This window comes from Arthrobacter sp. TmtSoilC48, from assembly GCF_059739425.1.
In genome coordinates this window covers 495,954-510,478 of sequence record NZ_AP046049.1, presented here as the reverse complement: position 1 = coordinate 510,478, position 14,525 = coordinate 495,954, and the positions used below count along the sequence as shown (strand labels likewise).

Below are 14,525 nucleotides of genomic sequence, written 5' to 3'. Positions count from 1 at the left end.
GGGTCCTTCTTAGCAGTCAGAGACTACTTCCCTGCTACGACCTCGAGGTCGATAACAGCGGAAACATCCTCGTGCAGGCGAACGTTGGCCTGGTACGAACCGACAGACTTGATGTGGTTCGGCAGTTCAACGTTGCGCTTGTCGATGGCGCCAAGGCCAGCGGCCTCAACAGCAGCAGCGACATCAGCAGGCTTGACAGTGCCGAAGAGACGACCGGACTCGCCGGCCTTCACCTCGAGCTTGACCTTCTTGGAGGACAGAGCCTGAGCCTGTGCCTGTGCAGCTTCAACAGAAGCGTGGGCACGAGCAGCGCGGGCAGCCTTGATGGACTCAACCTGCTTCTCGCCACCCTTGGTCCAGGTCAGAGCGAAGCCGCGGGGCAGCAGGAAGTTACGTGCGTAACCGTCCTTGACCTCGACAACGTCGCCAGCAGCACCGAGACCGGTTACTTCGTGGGTCAGAATGAGCTTTGCCATGTTAGTTAATCCCTTCCCTTAGCCGCGGCCAGCGCCGGAGTAAGGCAGCAGAGCAACTTCGCGGGCGTTCTTGATTGCCTGGGCGATCTTGCGCTGTTCCTGAACGGTAACGCCAGTAACGCGACGAGCGCGGATCTTTCCGCGGTCGGAGATGAACTTGCGCAGCAGTGCTACGTCCTTGTAGTCGATGACAGTGATGTCAGCGGCCTTCAAGGGGTTGGACTTTGGTTTGGGCTTACGGAGTTCAGCCTTAGCCATCGTGGAGCTCCTTTTCTATGGAGCCCGTGGATATTGATCCACGGGATGGTGGTGTTCGACGGCGGTAGTCGCCCGGGTGCCTTGCGGCAGTCCCGGCGGGTTCCGGCGTCGGACTTTTTCTTGGTGTTTAGAAGGGAGGTTCGGAATCCGGGCCGTTGCCCCAGCCGCCTGCATTGCTGACACCGGGCGTAGCCCAGGGGTCATCCTGCTGTGCGGGCTGGTTGCCGCCCCAGTTTCCACCGGAGTTGCCGCCCTGGCTTGCACCAGCTGCAGCGCCTCCTCCAAAGCCACCGGCGTTACCGCCACCGAAGCCACCCTGACCACCGTTTCCGGCGCCGAACTGGCCACCGGAGCGCTGGGTACGGTTGACTTTGGCGTTTGCGTAACGCAGGCTCGGGCCGATTTCATCGACCTCAAGCTCGATAACGGTGCGCTTCTCGCCTTCCTTGGTTTCGTAGGAACGGCTCTTCAAACGGCCGGAAACAATGACGCGCATGCCCTTGGTGAGGGACTCGGCCACGTTCTCGGCAGCTTCGCGCCAGACGGAAGCGCGGAGGAACAGGGTTTCCCCGTCCTTCCACTCATTCGACTGACGGTCAAAGGTCCGGGGAGTAGAAGCGATGGTGAAGTTCGCTACTGCTGAGCCAGACGGGGTGAACCGCAGCTCCGGGTCATTGGTGAGATTACCGATGACCGTAATAGTCGTTTCGCCTGCCATCTACTGCCTCCTTGTTCGTTCCTGCGGTGTAAAGATCTGGAAGGGGCTGATTACTCAGCAACGACCTTCTGGTCTTCGGGGCGGATGATCTTGGTGCGCATGATCGTCTCGTTAAGAGACAGCTGGCGGTCAAGTTCCTTGGCGGTAGCCGGCTCAGCGGTGAAGTTCACCACTGCGTAGATACCTTCGGACTTCTTCTTGATGTCGTATGCCAGACGGCGACGGCCCCAGATGTCAACCTTTTCGATGGTTCCACCATCGGTGGTGATGACATTGAGGAACTTCTGAAGCGACGGCTCTACGGTACGCTCTTCGACCTCGGGGTCGATGATTACCATCAATTCGTAAGGACGCATATGTGAACCCACCTCCTTTGGGCTAAGCGGTTACGGTATTTCCGTAACAGGAGGTTCATTTGCGATGCTGTGGCTCGCTCCCCCGCCGAAGACTCGGAAGGAGGGCGCAACACAGACTTCAATATCTTAGTGCATCTCCTGCACTCAAAGCTATTCGGTGGAATCCACGACCGGAACCTGCCAATCGACGTATGTGGATAACTGAGTCCAGCGACCGTGAATACTGGGAGCATGACCGTCCTGAAGTCCACCATCCTCTTCATTCTTGCCGCCGTCACAGAGATAGGTGGCGCCTGGCTCATCTGGCAGTCGGTCCGTGAGGGAAAGGCCTGGTGGTGGGCCGGTCTCGGGGTGGTGGTGTTGGGCATCTACGGCTTTGTCGCGGCGTTCCAACCCGACGCCCACTTCGGCCGCGTCCTCGCCGCGTACGGAGGGGTCTTCATTGTCGGTTCCCTCGCATGGGGAATGCTCGTCGATGGTTTCCGGCCGGACCGCTGGGACGTGGTTGGCGCAGTGCTCTGCATTGTGGGCGTCGGGATCATCATGTTCGCGCCGCGGCCCGGCTCTTGACCGGAGCCTCCAATCAAAGCCGGGAAACGACAAAACCCCTGGAAGATCAGCGATCTTCCAGGGGTTTCCTGTGCGCGGAGGGGGACTTGAACCCCCACCCCCTTTCGAGGACTAGCACCTCAAGCTAGCGCGTCTGCCATTCCGCCACCCGCGCAGGGTGATTCGGAGAAACAGTGTTTCACTTTTCTCCGTAACAGCGACAAAGACACTAACACGAGGATGCCCATTTCGTGGATTCCTGCATCCCAATACGCCGGATTGAACGGGGAACCCGGGCTAGGGTGGGGGCATGGATGCACTGAGAGTGAGGCGCAGCCGGGTGCGTTTCGTTGTCATGGTGGCTGCCGGTGCCGCGGCCTTCGTGGTCACGGGCCTCGCAGGCAGCTGGGTCGACGCCCCGGCGGTCGGCTGGGCCACGGCAGCGCTGATCTATGTTGCCTGGGTGTGGCTGGTGATAGCGCGGATGGACCCCTCTGAAACCCAGCAACACGCAACCTCCGAGGACCCTTCCCGCGGGGTTACCGATGTACTGATCCTCATCGCAAACCTGGCCAGCATCGCCGCCGCTGCCGCGGTGATCGTCAACTCGCACACTGAAGGTACGGACACCCGCTTTTATTCGGCTGCGCTCTCCCTTGCGTGCGTAGCCCTGTCCTGGATGCTTGTCCAAACCCTCTTCACTCTGCGTTATGCCGAGCTGTACTACAGCCCTGAAGCCGATGCCGGTGGTGAAGTGGGCGGCATCAGCTTCAACCAGGACCGCCCGCCGCAGTACACCGACTTCGCGTACCTCGCCACCAGCCTTGGCATGACGTACCAGGTCTCAGACACCAATCTGGGCAACCACCGGATCCGGCTCGAGGCCCTGAAGCACAGCCTTCTGTCCTACCTGTTTGGCACGGTCATCCTGGCCGTCACCATCAACCTGGTCATCGGCTTGGCCCAGTAGCCCACAGAAGTTCCCGCCGCCCGAAATGCCCGGTTCCCGGCCGCGCCCAGGCGTAGGCTACTTGCCATGAAGCCCCGGCTGATTTGGGTTGCGGCGATCATTTTGGTGGCCGCGATCGGCGTAGTTGTGTGGTTCGCGGTGGACAAGTCGCGCGTGTGCCCTGCCATGGGAAACGACACTCCGATCGAGCTGAAGATAGGCTCGACGCCGAGCCGCGTCCAAGCATGTTTCGGAGACGGCTGCACACCGCGGCCCCTCCAGCAGCAGACGGACGGCCGCTGGCTCGTCCCCCAGGAGCCTCCGTATCTACCTGCCGGGCAAACAGCCTCCCCGCCTGCCGTGGTGGCCAAGGTCCGCGTTGTGGTCAAGGAGACAGGCAAACGCCAGCGGGACGCAGTCTTCGACATCCCTGCCGTACCGGGTGTTCCGGATACCACCGGCGCACAATGCCCCGGACCCATCCAGTACCTCCCCGTTGAAGTGCCTTAAACACGAACGGGGCACCGCCGTCGAACGCTGACGGCGGTGCCCCGGACGAAAAGGACGCTTACGACGCCGGTCCGGAACCTAGCGTGACGTGCTCGGCTTCCCCGTCACCCACCGGGGTGGAAGGGGTGCCACCCTTGCGGTATCGGAACACGCCAATGGCGACGACGACCGCAGCAAGGGCCAGGGAGAGGAAGAGCGATTCCCGCGTGGATTCAAGTATCACCATGCCGATGATGAGCGCGACGATGCTTCCAATCGCGATCCACGTGAGGTACGGGAAGAACCACATCTTGAGGTCCAGATCCTTGGCGGCGGCGCCCATGCGTCCGCGGAGGATGAGCTGTGAACTGGCGATGACCAGCCACACGAACAAGGCGATGGCGCCGGAGGTGTTGACTAGGAACAGGAACACTGTGTCCGGAGCGACGTAGTTCAGGCCGACAGTGATGAACCCAACCACGGTGGAGGCAAGTACTGCTGCCGCAGGCACGCCGCGCTTGGAAATCTTCGTCCAGGACTTGGGGGCGTCGCCACGCTGCGAGAGCGAGAAGAGCATCCGGCTTGCCGTGTACAGGCCCGAGTTCAGGCAGGAGAGCACCGAGGTGAGGACCACGATGTCCATGATGGTGCCGGCACCCGGGATTCCGTAGAGCTCGATCACGGCAACATACGGGCTCTTGGCGACCGAAGCGCTGTTCCACGGCAGGAGTGTGACCACTATGGCAATGGAGCCGATGTAGAAAATCAAGATGCGCCATACGGTGGACTTCACAGCCTTCTTGACTGCGTCTACGGGGTTTTCGGATTCACCCGCGGCGATCGTCGCAATCTCGGCACCAAAGAACGAGAAGACCACCACGAGGATGCCGGCAAGGACCGCACCCGGACCGTTGGGCATGAAGCCTCCCTGGTCCAGGAGGTTGGCGACGCCCGGCGCGGAAACGCCAGGGATCAAGCCAAGGATGGCGGCGATGCCTGCGAGCAGGAAGATGACGATTGCGGCCACCTTGATGGACGCGAACCAGAATTCGAACTCGCCGTACGACTTCACGGAGCCAAGGTTCGTCAATGTCAGGAGCACCATGAGCACCAGTGCCCAAACCCATTGGTCGACGCCCGGTACCCAGCGATGCATGATGGCAGCGCCGGCGGTGGCCTCGATGCCGAGCACGATGATCCAGAACCAGGCGTAGAGCCAGCCAATGCTGAACCCGGCCCAGCGGCCCAGGGCCTTATCCGCGTATGTGGAGAAGGAGCCGGTTTCCGGGTTGGCGGCAGCCATTTCGCCGAGCATTCGCATGACGAGAATAACCACCAGGCCAGCAGCCAAGTAGGCGACGAGGATACCCGGGCCAGCCTGTTGGATAGCGGCGCCGGAACCCACAAACAGCCCAGCACCAATCACGCCGGCGATGGCGATCATGGAGAGGTGTCGTGGCTTCAGGGACTTTGAAAGTAGTTGGTCAGCGTGCATGGGTCGGCGCCGTCCTTAGTGTCTTTGGAGAGGGGCCCGAGTTGATGTGCAGCGGGCCACATGGCTTTCCCACAGTAGCCATCCGCGCAGGGCAAAATCCTGTGCGGATGTACATTTTCGTGAGCCCAAAAAAGGAAATATGCACAAAAAGTATGACTATAAGCATCTAAAGTCTCATATAGGAAACTTTAGAAACTCCCTTGAAATGACTCTTTGAGGCTTTGTTAGCCGCGCCCGGGAAATCAGACCTCAGTGCGGAAGAACCGCTCCGCCACGGAGGCCAGCCGGAACGGGTCCTCCACACCACACAATTCCCGAGCCGAGTGCATGGACAGCAGGGGAATGCCGACATCCACTGTCCTTATCCCCAGCCGCGTCGCAGTCAGGGGACCAATGGTGGAGCCACAAGGAAGGTCGTTGTTGGATACATATTCCTGGTACGGCACATTTGCTTCCCCGCACAACCGCGCCCAAAGCGCAGCCCCCGTGGCATCGGTGGCATAACGCTGGTTTGCGTTGATCTTCAACAGCGGCCCACCGTTGAGTAGCGGACGGTTGACGGGATCGTGCCTCTCGGCGTAGTTCGGGTGGACGGCGTGGCCGGCGTCCGCGGAAACACAGAACGACGCCGCCAAGGACTGCCGCCGTTGGCTCACCGAGGCGCCAAGACCGTCAGAGATTCGGGTCAAAATGTCCTCAAGGATGGGGCCGCAGGCACCGGAACGCGAGTTGGAACCGATCTCTTCATGGTCAAAAGCGGCGAGGACAGCGATGGGGCCGTCTTTCGTCCCCGCTTTCGCGCGTTCGATCAATGCCACCAGGCCAGCGTGTGTCGAAGAAAGGTTGTCCAACCGGCCGGAGGCGAAGAACTCACCGTTGGCGCCGAAAACCGCAGGTGCCTGCGTGTCCGCCACGACGACGTCGTAACCTCCGATGTCTGCTGGATCAACAGTGGCGCCCTCGACGCGCCCGGCAAGCAGGCCCAAAAGATCTTCGTTGGCCGGATCACCGAGCCCGAAGACCGGATTCATGTGCTGCTGCTTGGACAGAAGCAGGCCGTTGTCATTAACCGCACGGTCCAAGTGGATGGCGAGTTGCGGGAAGCGCAGGAGCGGGCCGGTTGCGGTCAGGTGCTGCGTGCCGTCGCGTAACACCAGGCGGCCGGCCAGTTGCAGCTCTCGGTCCAGCCAGGAGTTAAGGAGCGGCCCTCCGTACACCTCGACGCCGGCCTGCAGCCAACCGAACTTCCCGGTGGTGGGCTTCGGCTTCAACTTGAAGGAGGGGGAGTCCGTGTGGGCACCCAGGATATTGAAGCCCGTGGTGGGACCGGCACTTTCGGGAGTGACCCACGCGATCAGGGCGCCGTCGCGGATGACATGGAACTTACCCGCGCCACCTTCCCAGGACTGCAGTTCATCCAGCGCGGTGAAGCCGGCGCCATCAAGCCGCCTGCCGGCCTCGTGCACTGCATGGAAGCTGGACGGCGAAGCCGAAACATACGCGCCGAGGTCCTGGATGTGGTCAGCTGCTGCGGGGGCATTCGAAGGCATGCCCCCGAGTCTAGCTGCGCTTGTTGACCGCTTCGCATCAAACCGTGACGTTCAGCGCGGCTGTGTAGCCTCCTTGGACCGAACCGGACATGGTGGCCAGCTGATATATGCCTCCATCGTCACCAAAGACGTTGTCCCCTGCCAGCGTGCTTCTTGCAAAGTTTCGGGCACTCGACTCGTATCCCGGCGAACCGTACACGTCCTTGCACGCGGCCTCAGCCAGAGCGATCTGGGAAACCGCCAACACCTGCCCCGCCGCGGAAGTGTTGCTCATGGATTCAAATACCTCAAAGTGAATATGAGGCCACCGCCCGCTGTAGGCGCCGGGGTAGATAGTAGTGAAAGTGACTTGGCCGTTCCTGTCGGCCTCCTGGACGCCGCGCAAATAGTTCTCGTTCTTCAGCCCTGAATCGTAAAGGGAATACTCGCCGTTCCGGTCGCAGTGCCAGGCATAGACCGCCGCACCTGCCAGCGGTGAGCAACCGTTGGCGTTGTCCAGCAGGGTGAGGGTGAAAGTCAGCGGGACGCCTTCGGCCTTGGTGGTAGAGCTGCCGAAGCTTGAAGTGATGTCCTTTCGAACTACTCCCGATGTCTCGAGCACATTCGGCCCGTTGGAACCGTCGCCGGGATAGGGGCCGAGGGTTTCCTCCGGGATCTCGACTCCGCATTCGGCGAGTGCGCGCGTCACGGTACTGGTAGCGGAAGGTGATACGGCCGCCGTCGTGCTTTGTGTTGCGGTAGCGGCAGCACTGGAAGATGACGACGGCGATGCGCCGCCACCTCCGGAACCCGGCGTACAGGCAGCCAGGGCCGCTGCCGTCCCGGTGGCGAACAGGACCCCGAGCGTTCGCCGACGGCTCAGGAGCGTTGAGAGATCGAATTCAAGGCCGCGATCGTGGTCTGGATGGGGCTGCGGGAACGTCATGCGTCCATCAAACCCACGGGCGCTGTGACTTGTACATGCCAAACCCGTGGTGGAGCTGTGAAAGCGGCGACTACCAGCCGACCAAGGCCTGATGTGCAATATAAACATTTTCATATGCTTGTAATGCTCGTCACCTTGTGCCACGATTGCTCCCAGTAAGCACACCCACGGAAGGCATTGCCCCCATGAACATTGAATTGAAAGCCGTGCGAAAGCTGCGCATCCACTGGCCCATCCCGCTGGACACGATGACGCAACTGGCCAGTGGCGATCTGGGCGCCCTCGAAGCCGACGCAGGCATCGCTTCCCTGCTGCACGCACTCACCGCAACGCCGGAGCTGGGAGGCTTCGGCAATTACCACCACGTCTTCGAGTCCTCGGCGGGGTTCGAGGGCTTCACAGTCGCGGAAGGCGCCAATCCCACGCTGGGAAGCGTTGGGCAGAGGACCATCTCGCCGACTTTTGTCTTCACCACATACTTCGACGACTCGCTCCCAGACCAGGCCGTTCATGAACTCGTCCAGCGGATCGTGGATATCCACCCGTGGGAAGTTCCCGTCATTGAAGTCTCCGGGCCGCTGAGTGTCTCCAGCAGTGCCCACGCTCCTGCCATTGAAAGCCGGGTGGCTTGATGGATTCCCAGTTATGGCAGCAGCTTGCGCCCCTGCTCGAAGGCAGGACATACACCGATCTGACGCATGCGTTCCATCCGGGTCAGCCGCGCTTCGCTGCCTTCCCGGATGAGTCCCGCGAAGCCCTCTTTGACATGGAAAAGGGGGACGGCTTTACTGCCCACCGGTACTCGATCGTCGGCCAATGGGGAACCCATGTGGATCCGCCGTCACACTTTGTGCGGGGCGGCCGCACACTGGACCAGATACCCGTGGAACAAATGCTCTTGCCCTTGGTTGTCCTGGATATCAGTGACCGTGTTCGCCTCGATGAAGATGCCACTCCAACACTCGCCGACGTCCAGTCCTGGGAGGAGCGGAACGGGAAGATTCCGGCAGGTTCATTTGTGGCGCTCCGGACTGGTTGGAGCCATCGCTGGCCTGATGCCCAAGCAATGGCAAACAAGGACCAAGCCGGCATCAGCCACACTCCCGGCTGGTCACAGGAGGTTCTGGAATTCCTGATCGAGACCCGTGCTGTGGCTGCCGTGGGCCACGAACAAACGGACACTGATCCGGGCGTCGCCACCTCCCAGCAGGACTTCAGCCTGGAAACTTATGTCCTGGCCCGGGACAAGTGGCAGATTGAACTTCTTGCCAATCTGGACAACGTGCCCGAGGCCGGCGGCGTCCTGGTGGCAACATGGGCCAAGCCCTTGGAAGGCAGTGGATTTCCTGCCAGGGTTTTCGCCATCCACTAAGACCTGCCCACTCAGGCCCGCCATCGGGGCTGGTCCCCGGAACTGGTCCCCGGTGCCGGTCCCGAAGAACCTTCCGCCCAAAAGCTAGAATCAATCCATGTCAAAGACCTCAAGCATGGGCCGGGGCATGATGGCCATCCTTGCGGTCGGTGCCCGTCACGCGCAAGGATACGACGGCGGGACGGTCGCCGACGTCGCGGCCGACCTGGACAAGGACCGCAGCCAAGTATCGCGAAGCCTCAAGGGTGCCTTGCAGGAGGGTTTCCTGGCCCGCAGGGATCAGCGAAAGTACAGCTTGGGTTGGACTATCCTCACGGACGCCCAACTGGTCGCTGAACAACGGCTGAAGACGGACGGGCTGACCGCGCTCGAGGGTCTCGCTTCTGAAACCAACGAGGCGTGCTTCCTTGGCGTGCTCAGCGGCAACAGTACGGTCACCATCGGTGAACAGGTGCCAGCCAGCGCCAACCTCGTGGGATCGTGGCTTGGACGTCCGTATCCTGCCTATTGCAGTGACGCCGGCCAAGCACTTCTGTGGGACGCCCCGGACGAAGAAGTCCGTAAGATCTTCGAATCTGTTGAGTTCGTGAAGCATGGACCCAATACGCCCCCGTCTGTGGAGGACTTCCTGGCGCGGCTCAATGATGCTCGCGTGCGCGGCTACTCAATCGTGGACGAAGAAGCTGAGCCGGGACTTTACTCACTGGCCGCCCCCATACGCGACTTCAAGGGAGAGGTTGCTGCAGCCCTACAGATAGTGGGCCCGAAGTCTCGAATTGAGCCCCACCGCGAAACTTACGCAGTCGCCCTCCATGCTTGGCAGGAGTGGCTTGAGTCGATGGTTGGCGGACGACTTCAATAGCCGCCAACAGCTTAAGTCCCGGAACCGAGCCGGTGCGCTGCCGAATGCAGCAGCGGGGCAAGCTCCGGTGCGGCCCCCTCAAGATCGGAACGGGTACCCAGGATACTGAGCGCAGCAAGGATGCCGCCTGAAGGATCCCGGACAGGTACGGCCAGTTCCCATACACCGTATTCGAACTCCTCAGCCGCCAAAACAAAACCCCTGGGCCTGTCGCGCTCCATGAGGGCGTCGACTTCCCCTTGGGAATGTGCTGCAGCAGGCCCGCCGACGCCGATGAAGTTGACGTCCTTAAGCAGGGCTTCCAGCTCGTTCCGGGAGTGGTCCCACAGCAACGCCCGCCCCGAACCCGTACACCACACGGGCGTGACCATTCCCGGCTTTGCGAACCCGCCCAGGACTGAGTTGTTGGTAGAGGAACGCAACAGCAGAACCCTGACACCATCCCGCACTGACAGCCGGGACCGAAGTCCCAGGGACGAGACCAACTCTTCCAGCTCGGCACGCGAATCATGGACCCAGCCAACATTGAGGGAGGCGGCCAGGCTGAAGAACCGAGGTCCCGCACGGAAAGGGCCGCGCTCCAGCCGCTCAAGCAGCCCCAAGTCGCACAGTTCCTGGGCCAGGCGCGAAACCCGGCTCTGCTCCATGTCCAGCTCGGCCGCGAGTTGGGACACGCCAAGTAACTGACGGCCCTGCTTTTCGCGGTCAGTAACCAACCGAACCAGACGAAGCCCCTGCGCCAACGACGACGCCTCCGGTGACACCTCCAAGAATCCCGCTCCTTCCGCCAAGCGCTCACGCCATTCTCACACGCCCTTGTCAGCGGCAGGAATCAGGACCTCATGGGCAGGACGATGAACGGCTTCGCGGCCGGACTCTCTCTGAAGTCCGGCCGCGAAGCCCTGTGCTGGATTGGTCAGGCGACCTGCTTAACCGCGTGTCGCCCGTGCCTGAAGTGGAAGTAGATGTAGCAGGCGGCTACGAACGGAATACCGAAGTAGAGAGCAGCAACCTGATTTGGATCGAACGCGATACCTACCAGTGAGATCAGGCAAAGAGTGAATGCCAGGATCGGAACCAGCGGGAAGAACGGGGCCTTGTAAGCAAGGTCGGCCACCTGCCCACCCTTTCGGACGAAGGCCCGGCGATGGAAGAAGTGCGATGCCGTGATTGACATCCATACGCCCACCACCGCGAATCCGGCCACGGAAACAAGGGCAAGGTAGACCGTTTCCGGTGCAACCACGCTGCTGATCAGCGACGCCAGCCCGCCAAGCATGCTTACAGAAAGGGCAACGAGGGGGATACCGCGCCGCGTCAGTCGCTTCAGGGCCTTTGGTGCGTGCCCTTCATCAGACAACGAGTACAGCATGCGTGCACAGGAGAACAGGCCACTGTTTCCAGCGGACAACAGTGCCGTGATGATGACGAAGTTCATGATGTCGGCCGCGTAGGGGATACCCACAGAGGAGAACACTGTGACGAACGGGCTCTCATCCAGTCCCACCTGATCAAAAGGAACAGTTGCTGCGATGACGGCAATGGCACCGACGAAGAAGATCAGGAGGCGGACGACAGTGCTACGCATGGCCTTGGGGATGTTCCGCGCAGGATCGGTGGTTTCTCCGGCAGCAACCCCGATGAGTTCAGACCCGGAGAAGGCATAGAAGACCGCCAGGGCAGTAACCAGTACTCCGGAGAAGCCGTTGGGAAAGAGTCCGCCTGAGGTGTTGAAGTTCTCAAAGAGGAACGGATGGTTACCGGACTCCGCGAGGGGCTGGAATCCAAGGAGTGCGGCTCCGCCAAGGACGATCAACGCAATGATCGCCCCCACTTTGACGATGGAGAACCAGAATTCAGATTCTCCGAAGAACCGGGAGGAGATGGCATTGAATCCGAAGAGGACTGCTGCGAACACAACGCACCACACCCAGACTTCGACGCCAGGGAACCACCGCTGCATGAGCAGTCCTGACGCCGTGAATTCGGAGCCGATCGCGACCGCCCAGCAAAGCCAATAGAGCCAGGCCGTGGTGAAGCCCGTGGCCGGACCAATGGATCGTGCGGCGTAAATGTGGAAGGCGCCCGATACCGGGTAGGCGATCGCGAGTTCTCCAAGGCAGGCCATCACCAGATAGACCACGAATGCCCCCACGAGGTAGGCAATGACAGCACCAAGCGGGCCTGCCTGGGAAATCGTGTAGCCCGAACTGAGGAACAGGCCCGATCCGATGACACCTCCCATCGCGATCATGATGAGGTGCCGCGGACCCATCGTTCGGCGGAGGCCGGTTTCGGCAGGAGCGGTGGACGAGGCGGGAGCATCAGGTAGATGGTCCAGTTGCAGGGGTGCTGAAGGTTCCATGTGGTGTCTCCGGTTAATGACAGATGCGAACGGTACGCCTGAGGACATCCGGACTTAAGGTGCCAAAGAGGGCGTCTGTAGTGACGAAGGTAACACATTTTCGCCGCATGTGGTCATTAAAAACATTTGTTAATGCATATGTTGCACGCTAAGTGCCTAACGCATTAGTAGTCCGGGTTGCTCGGCACAACAAGTCCGGTCTCGTACGCGTACACAACCACTTGCACCCGATCCCTCAGTTGCAGCTTGCTGAGGATGCGGCGGACATGGGTCTTGACAGTTGCCTCGGACAGGAAGAACTTATGGGCTATCTCCGCATTGGAAAGCCCCTCAGCGATGGTCGTGAGGATCTCGGTCTCGCGTGGTGTGAGATCGTCCAATAACGGATCGCGGTGTGGGCTGGGCGATTGGCCGGGCACGCTGCCGCCGCGTACGTACGTCTCCAACAGCCTCTGCGTTACGCGGGGGGCCACAACGGCGTCGCCGCTGGCCACAAGCCGCACAGCGTGCACGAGTTCAACGGGGGCCACATCCTTAAGCAGGAATGCAGAAGCACCCGCCTGCAGTCCCGAGAACGCGTATTCGTCCAGGTCAAAGGTGGTGAGGATGATGACCCGGGCTTCGGAACCGGCGTCCGAAATGCGGCGCGTCGCTTCTATGCCATCCATGGTGGGCATTCGGACGTCCATGAGCACCACATCCGGCTGCAGCTCCTCAACCTTCCGGACGGCCTCGTTCCCGTCTGATGCCTCGCCCACCACATGGAAGTTCTCTTCACCTTCAAGAATGAGTCGAAAGCCCATCCGCAGCAGTGGCTGGTCATCCACCAGCAGGATCTTGATGACGCCCTGATCTACCACTATTCCCCCTTTTCGCCGTTCCAGTGCAGCTCGGCGTGGACCGCCCAGCCTCCCCTTTTACCCGGACCGGCAGTAACGATTCCAGCATAGATTCCAGCCCGTTCACGCATTCCGGCAATGCCTTGCCGTGTTCCCAGGCTGTCCATCGACTCGCCACCCTCCCGGGTTCCGCGGCCGTCGTCGTGCACGTCGATGGTGACCAGATCGCCGTCGCGGGCTACCTGCACGTCCACGCGGCTGAGCGAGCGCCCGTAGCGGAGGACATTGGTCAGCGATTCCTGCACAATCCGGTACACGGTGAGCTCGAAAGCAGGATCGGCCGGAAGCGCGGGGCCAGTGTGCGCGTAGTGCAGCGGCAGGCCGGCCGTACGGAAACCATCCAGCAGCTTGGCGAGGTTAAGCCCGGACTCGAGCGGAGTCAGTGGCGCCGGGCGGCCGGAATCGTCGCGCAGGACTCCGAGCACCCGCCGCATGTCCGCAAGCGCTGCCCTGCCCGTTCGGGACAGCTCACCCAGGACGTCGCCGGCGCGGTCGGGGTCCTTCTTGACCACCACTGCCGCACCGTCCGACAAACTGATCATTACCGTCAGGGAGTGAGCAACGACGTCGTGCATTTCCCGCGCAATCCTGTTGCGCTCGGTGACCTTGCCCAACTGCGTTGTCCGCGCTGCCCATGCGGCGATCTCGGCCTCATGCTCCCGCCGCTGGCGGACGGAGATACCAATACCTGTGGCCAGCAGGTTGGACAGCATGATGGTCACGGCAGTGGCGATGTTGTTGATGAGGTGGAAGTTCTCGGGGACGTCCTGCAGGGTGTTCATACTGCTGGGACTTGTCCACATGAAAAGGTATAACAGGCTGAGCGGCAGGCTCGCAGCGCCAAACACCACCAGCGAAATTGGCCGCTTCCGGGTTGTGGCGACCGCGTAGAGGGCAAACCACAACCCCGCGGACACGTTCGAGCCCCATGGATTCAGCACAGTGGCCAGGACTTCCAGAACCACGACGGCGGCAACCACCTGAAGCGGGTAGCGCCGCCGGAATATCAGGACCGTCGCGATCAGCAGCAAGAGCCCGACGACGAGCCACTTGCCCTCGATGATCGAAGTAATGATGGTGGGCAAGGCCAAAAGGACGTAGCAAAGGACAACCACCGCATCCATCGCACGGGGACGTTCGAAAAAATAGCGACGGATTCGGCCCCTGCGGCGCTGGGCAATTTCAGCGAAGGACGCGTCAGCTGTTACAGCCGGCGCGTCCTTCACTTGGGAAGCTTCAGTCATGGATTGAGCCTAAACGGC

17 protein-coding genes and 1 tRNA gene are annotated in these 14,525 nt (G+C 61.2%); 6 read left to right on the top strand and 12 right to left on the bottom strand.

Going from position 1 to position 14,525, the window contains the following annotated elements; all coding sequences use genetic code 11:
• Positions 1-23: 23 nt before the first annotated feature.
• The 4 genes from rplI to rpsF all read right to left on the bottom strand — a co-directional run bounded on the left by rplI (position 24) and on the right by rpsF (position 1,808).
• Positions 24-476 carry a 50S ribosomal protein L9 gene (gene rplI, locus AC6I97_RS02480; RefSeq protein ID WP_223935139.1) on the bottom strand — a complete coding sequence of 151 codons (453 nt, stop codon included), beginning with the start codon at positions 474-476 and terminating at the stop codon, positions 24-26.
• Positions 477-494: 18 nt separating this feature from the next.
• Positions 495-734 carry a 30S ribosomal protein S18 gene (gene rpsR / locus AC6I97_RS02475; protein WP_003800144.1) on the bottom strand — a complete coding sequence of 80 codons (240 nt, stop codon included), beginning with the start codon at positions 732-734 and terminating at the stop codon, positions 495-497.
• A 127-nt stretch (positions 735-861) separates the two neighbouring features.
• Positions 862-1,452, bottom strand: a complete 591-nt coding sequence (locus AC6I97_RS02470; RefSeq protein WP_216924481.1) for a single-stranded DNA-binding protein — start codon at positions 1,450-1,452, stop codon at positions 862-864.
• 50 nt (positions 1,453-1,502) lie between these two features.
• Positions 1,503-1,808: a 30S ribosomal protein S6 gene (rpsF, locus tag AC6I97_RS02465; protein ID WP_021473324.1), complete on the bottom strand. Its 306-nt coding sequence runs from the start codon at positions 1,806-1,808 to the stop codon at positions 1,503-1,505.
• Between the two features lie 231 nt (positions 1,809-2,039).
• Here rpsF and AC6I97_RS02460 point away from each other — a divergent pair, with 231 nt between their 5' ends.
• Positions 2,040-2,378, top strand: a complete 339-nt coding sequence (locus AC6I97_RS02460; protein ID WP_497943988.1) for a YnfA family protein — start codon at positions 2,040-2,042, stop codon at positions 2,376-2,378.
• Positions 2,379-2,449: 71 nt separating this feature from the next.
• Here the strand turns inward: AC6I97_RS02460 and AC6I97_RS02455 are convergent.
• Positions 2,450-2,532, bottom strand: a tRNA-Leu gene (locus tag AC6I97_RS02455).
• A 135-nt stretch (positions 2,533-2,667) separates the two neighbouring features.
• Here AC6I97_RS02455 and AC6I97_RS02450 point away from each other — a divergent pair.
• Together AC6I97_RS02450 and AC6I97_RS02445 are read left to right on the top strand one after the other, a co-directional pair.
• Positions 2,668-3,327: a DUF1345 domain-containing protein gene (locus AC6I97_RS02450; protein ID WP_224092528.1), complete on the top strand. Its 660-nt coding sequence runs from the start codon at positions 2,668-2,670 to the stop codon at positions 3,325-3,327.
• 66 nt (positions 3,328-3,393) lie between these two features.
• Complete coding sequence (locus AC6I97_RS02445; protein WP_497943987.1) at positions 3,394-3,816, top strand: hypothetical protein; 423 nt, start codon at positions 3,394-3,396, stop codon at positions 3,814-3,816.
• 58 nt (positions 3,817-3,874) lie between these two features.
• Here AC6I97_RS02445 and AC6I97_RS02440 read toward each other — a convergent pair whose 3' ends face one another.
• The 3 genes from AC6I97_RS02440 to AC6I97_RS02430 all read right to left on the bottom strand — a co-directional run bounded on the left by AC6I97_RS02440 (position 3,875) and on the right by AC6I97_RS02430 (position 7,765).
• Positions 3,875-5,290 (bottom strand): amino acid permease, encoded by a 1,416-nt coding sequence (locus AC6I97_RS02440; protein WP_497943986.1) that lies wholly within the window; start codon positions 5,288-5,290, stop codon positions 3,875-3,877.
• A gap of 242 nt (positions 5,291-5,532) precedes the next feature.
• On the bottom strand, positions 5,533-6,840 hold the full coding sequence (locus AC6I97_RS02435) for a M18 family aminopeptidase (RefSeq protein ID WP_497943985.1): 1,308 nt from the start codon (positions 6,838-6,840) through the stop codon (positions 5,533-5,535).
• A 37-nt stretch (positions 6,841-6,877) separates the two neighbouring features.
• Complete coding sequence (locus tag AC6I97_RS02430; RefSeq protein ID WP_497943984.1) at positions 6,878-7,765, bottom strand: intradiol ring-cleavage dioxygenase; 888 nt, start codon at positions 7,763-7,765, stop codon at positions 6,878-6,880.
• Between the two features lie 185 nt (positions 7,766-7,950).
• Here AC6I97_RS02430 and AC6I97_RS02425 point away from each other — a divergent pair, with 185 nt between their 5' ends.
• The 3 genes from AC6I97_RS02425 (at position 7,951) to AC6I97_RS02415 (ending at position 9,999) form a co-directional block, all read left to right on the top strand.
• Positions 7,951-8,397, top strand: a complete 447-nt coding sequence (locus tag AC6I97_RS02425; protein ID WP_497943983.1) for a hypothetical protein — start codon at positions 7,951-7,953, stop codon at positions 8,395-8,397.
• Complete coding sequence (locus tag AC6I97_RS02420; RefSeq protein ID WP_497943982.1) at positions 8,397-9,137, top strand: cyclase family protein; 741 nt, start codon at positions 8,397-8,399, stop codon at positions 9,135-9,137. Before AC6I97_RS02425 ends, AC6I97_RS02420 begins: the two co-directional genes overlap by 1 nt.
• Before the next feature lie 97 nt (positions 9,138-9,234).
• Positions 9,235-9,999, top strand: coding sequence for an IclR family transcriptional regulator (locus tag AC6I97_RS02415; RefSeq protein WP_497943981.1), 765 nt, complete (start codon positions 9,235-9,237; stop codon positions 9,997-9,999).
• A gap of 11 nt (positions 10,000-10,010) precedes the next feature.
• Here AC6I97_RS02415 and AC6I97_RS02410 read toward each other — a convergent pair whose 3' ends face one another.
• From AC6I97_RS02410 to AC6I97_RS02395, 4 genes are all read right to left on the bottom strand, one after another.
• Positions 10,011-10,769, bottom strand: a complete 759-nt coding sequence (locus tag AC6I97_RS02410; protein WP_497943980.1) for an IclR family transcriptional regulator — start codon at positions 10,767-10,769, stop codon at positions 10,011-10,013.
• Positions 10,770-10,915: 146 nt separating this feature from the next.
• Positions 10,916-12,364: an amino acid permease gene (locus tag AC6I97_RS02405; RefSeq protein ID WP_497943979.1), complete on the bottom strand. Its 1,449-nt coding sequence runs from the start codon at positions 12,362-12,364 to the stop codon at positions 10,916-10,918.
• 164 nt (positions 12,365-12,528) lie between these two features.
• Positions 12,529-13,167, bottom strand: a complete 639-nt coding sequence (locus tag AC6I97_RS02400; RefSeq protein WP_396133564.1) for a response regulator — start codon at positions 13,165-13,167, stop codon at positions 12,529-12,531.
• A 56-nt stretch (positions 13,168-13,223) separates the two neighbouring features.
• A complete protein-coding gene (locus tag AC6I97_RS02395) occupies positions 13,224-14,507 on the bottom strand; it encodes a sensor histidine kinase (protein WP_224092493.1) in 1,284 nt (427 codons plus the stop codon).
• Between the last annotated feature and the right edge of the window lie 18 nt (positions 14,508-14,525).

Excerpts from the sequence above, each read along its gene's own strand:
- AC6I97_RS02415 (WP_497943981.1), top strand. The coding sequence starts at position 9,235 with ATGTCAAAGACCTCAAGCATGGGCCGGGGCATGATGGCCATCCTTGCG.
- AC6I97_RS02425 (WP_497943983.1), top strand. The coding sequence starts at position 7,951 with ATGAACATTGAATTGAAAGCCGTGCGAAAGCTGCGCATCCACTGGCCC.
- AC6I97_RS02400 (WP_396133564.1), bottom strand. The coding sequence starts at position 13,167 with ATGGGCTTTCGACTCATTCTTGAAGGTGAAGAGAACTTCCATGTGGTG.
- AC6I97_RS02440 (WP_497943986.1), bottom strand. The coding sequence starts at position 5,290 with ATGCACGCTGACCAACTACTTTCAAAGTCCCTGAAGCCACGACACCTC.
- AC6I97_RS02450 (WP_224092528.1), top strand. The coding sequence starts at position 2,668 with ATGGATGCACTGAGAGTGAGGCGCAGCCGGGTGCGTTTCGTTGTCATG.
- rpsR (WP_003800144.1), bottom strand. The coding sequence starts at position 734 with ATGGCTAAGGCTGAACTCCGTAAGCCCAAACCAAAGTCCAACCCCTTG.
- AC6I97_RS02395 (WP_224092493.1), bottom strand. The coding sequence starts at position 14,507 with ATGACTGAAGCTTCCCAAGTGAAGGACGCGCCGGCTGTAACAGCTGAC.
- rpsF (WP_021473324.1), bottom strand. The coding sequence starts at position 1,808 with ATGCGTCCTTACGAATTGATGGTAATCATCGACCCCGAGGTCGAAGAG.
- AC6I97_RS02405 (WP_497943979.1), bottom strand. The coding sequence starts at position 12,364 with ATGGAACCTTCAGCACCCCTGCAACTGGACCATCTACCTGATGCTCCC.
- AC6I97_RS02430 (WP_497943984.1), bottom strand. The coding sequence starts at position 7,765 with ATGACGTTCCCGCAGCCCCATCCAGACCACGATCGCGGCCTTGAATTC.
- AC6I97_RS02460 (WP_497943988.1), top strand. The coding sequence starts at position 2,040 with ATGACCGTCCTGAAGTCCACCATCCTCTTCATTCTTGCCGCCGTCACA.
- AC6I97_RS02445 (WP_497943987.1), top strand. The coding sequence starts at position 3,394 with ATGAAGCCCCGGCTGATTTGGGTTGCGGCGATCATTTTGGTGGCCGCG.
- AC6I97_RS02470 (WP_216924481.1), bottom strand. The coding sequence starts at position 1,452 with ATGGCAGGCGAAACGACTATTACGGTCATCGGTAATCTCACCAATGAC.
- AC6I97_RS02435 (WP_497943985.1), bottom strand. The coding sequence starts at position 6,840 with ATGCCTTCGAATGCCCCCGCAGCAGCTGACCACATCCAGGACCTCGGC.
- rplI (WP_223935139.1), bottom strand. The coding sequence starts at position 476 with ATGGCAAAGCTCATTCTGACCCACGAAGTAACCGGTCTCGGTGCTGCT.
- AC6I97_RS02420 (WP_497943982.1), top strand. The coding sequence starts at position 8,397 with ATGGATTCCCAGTTATGGCAGCAGCTTGCGCCCCTGCTCGAAGGCAGG.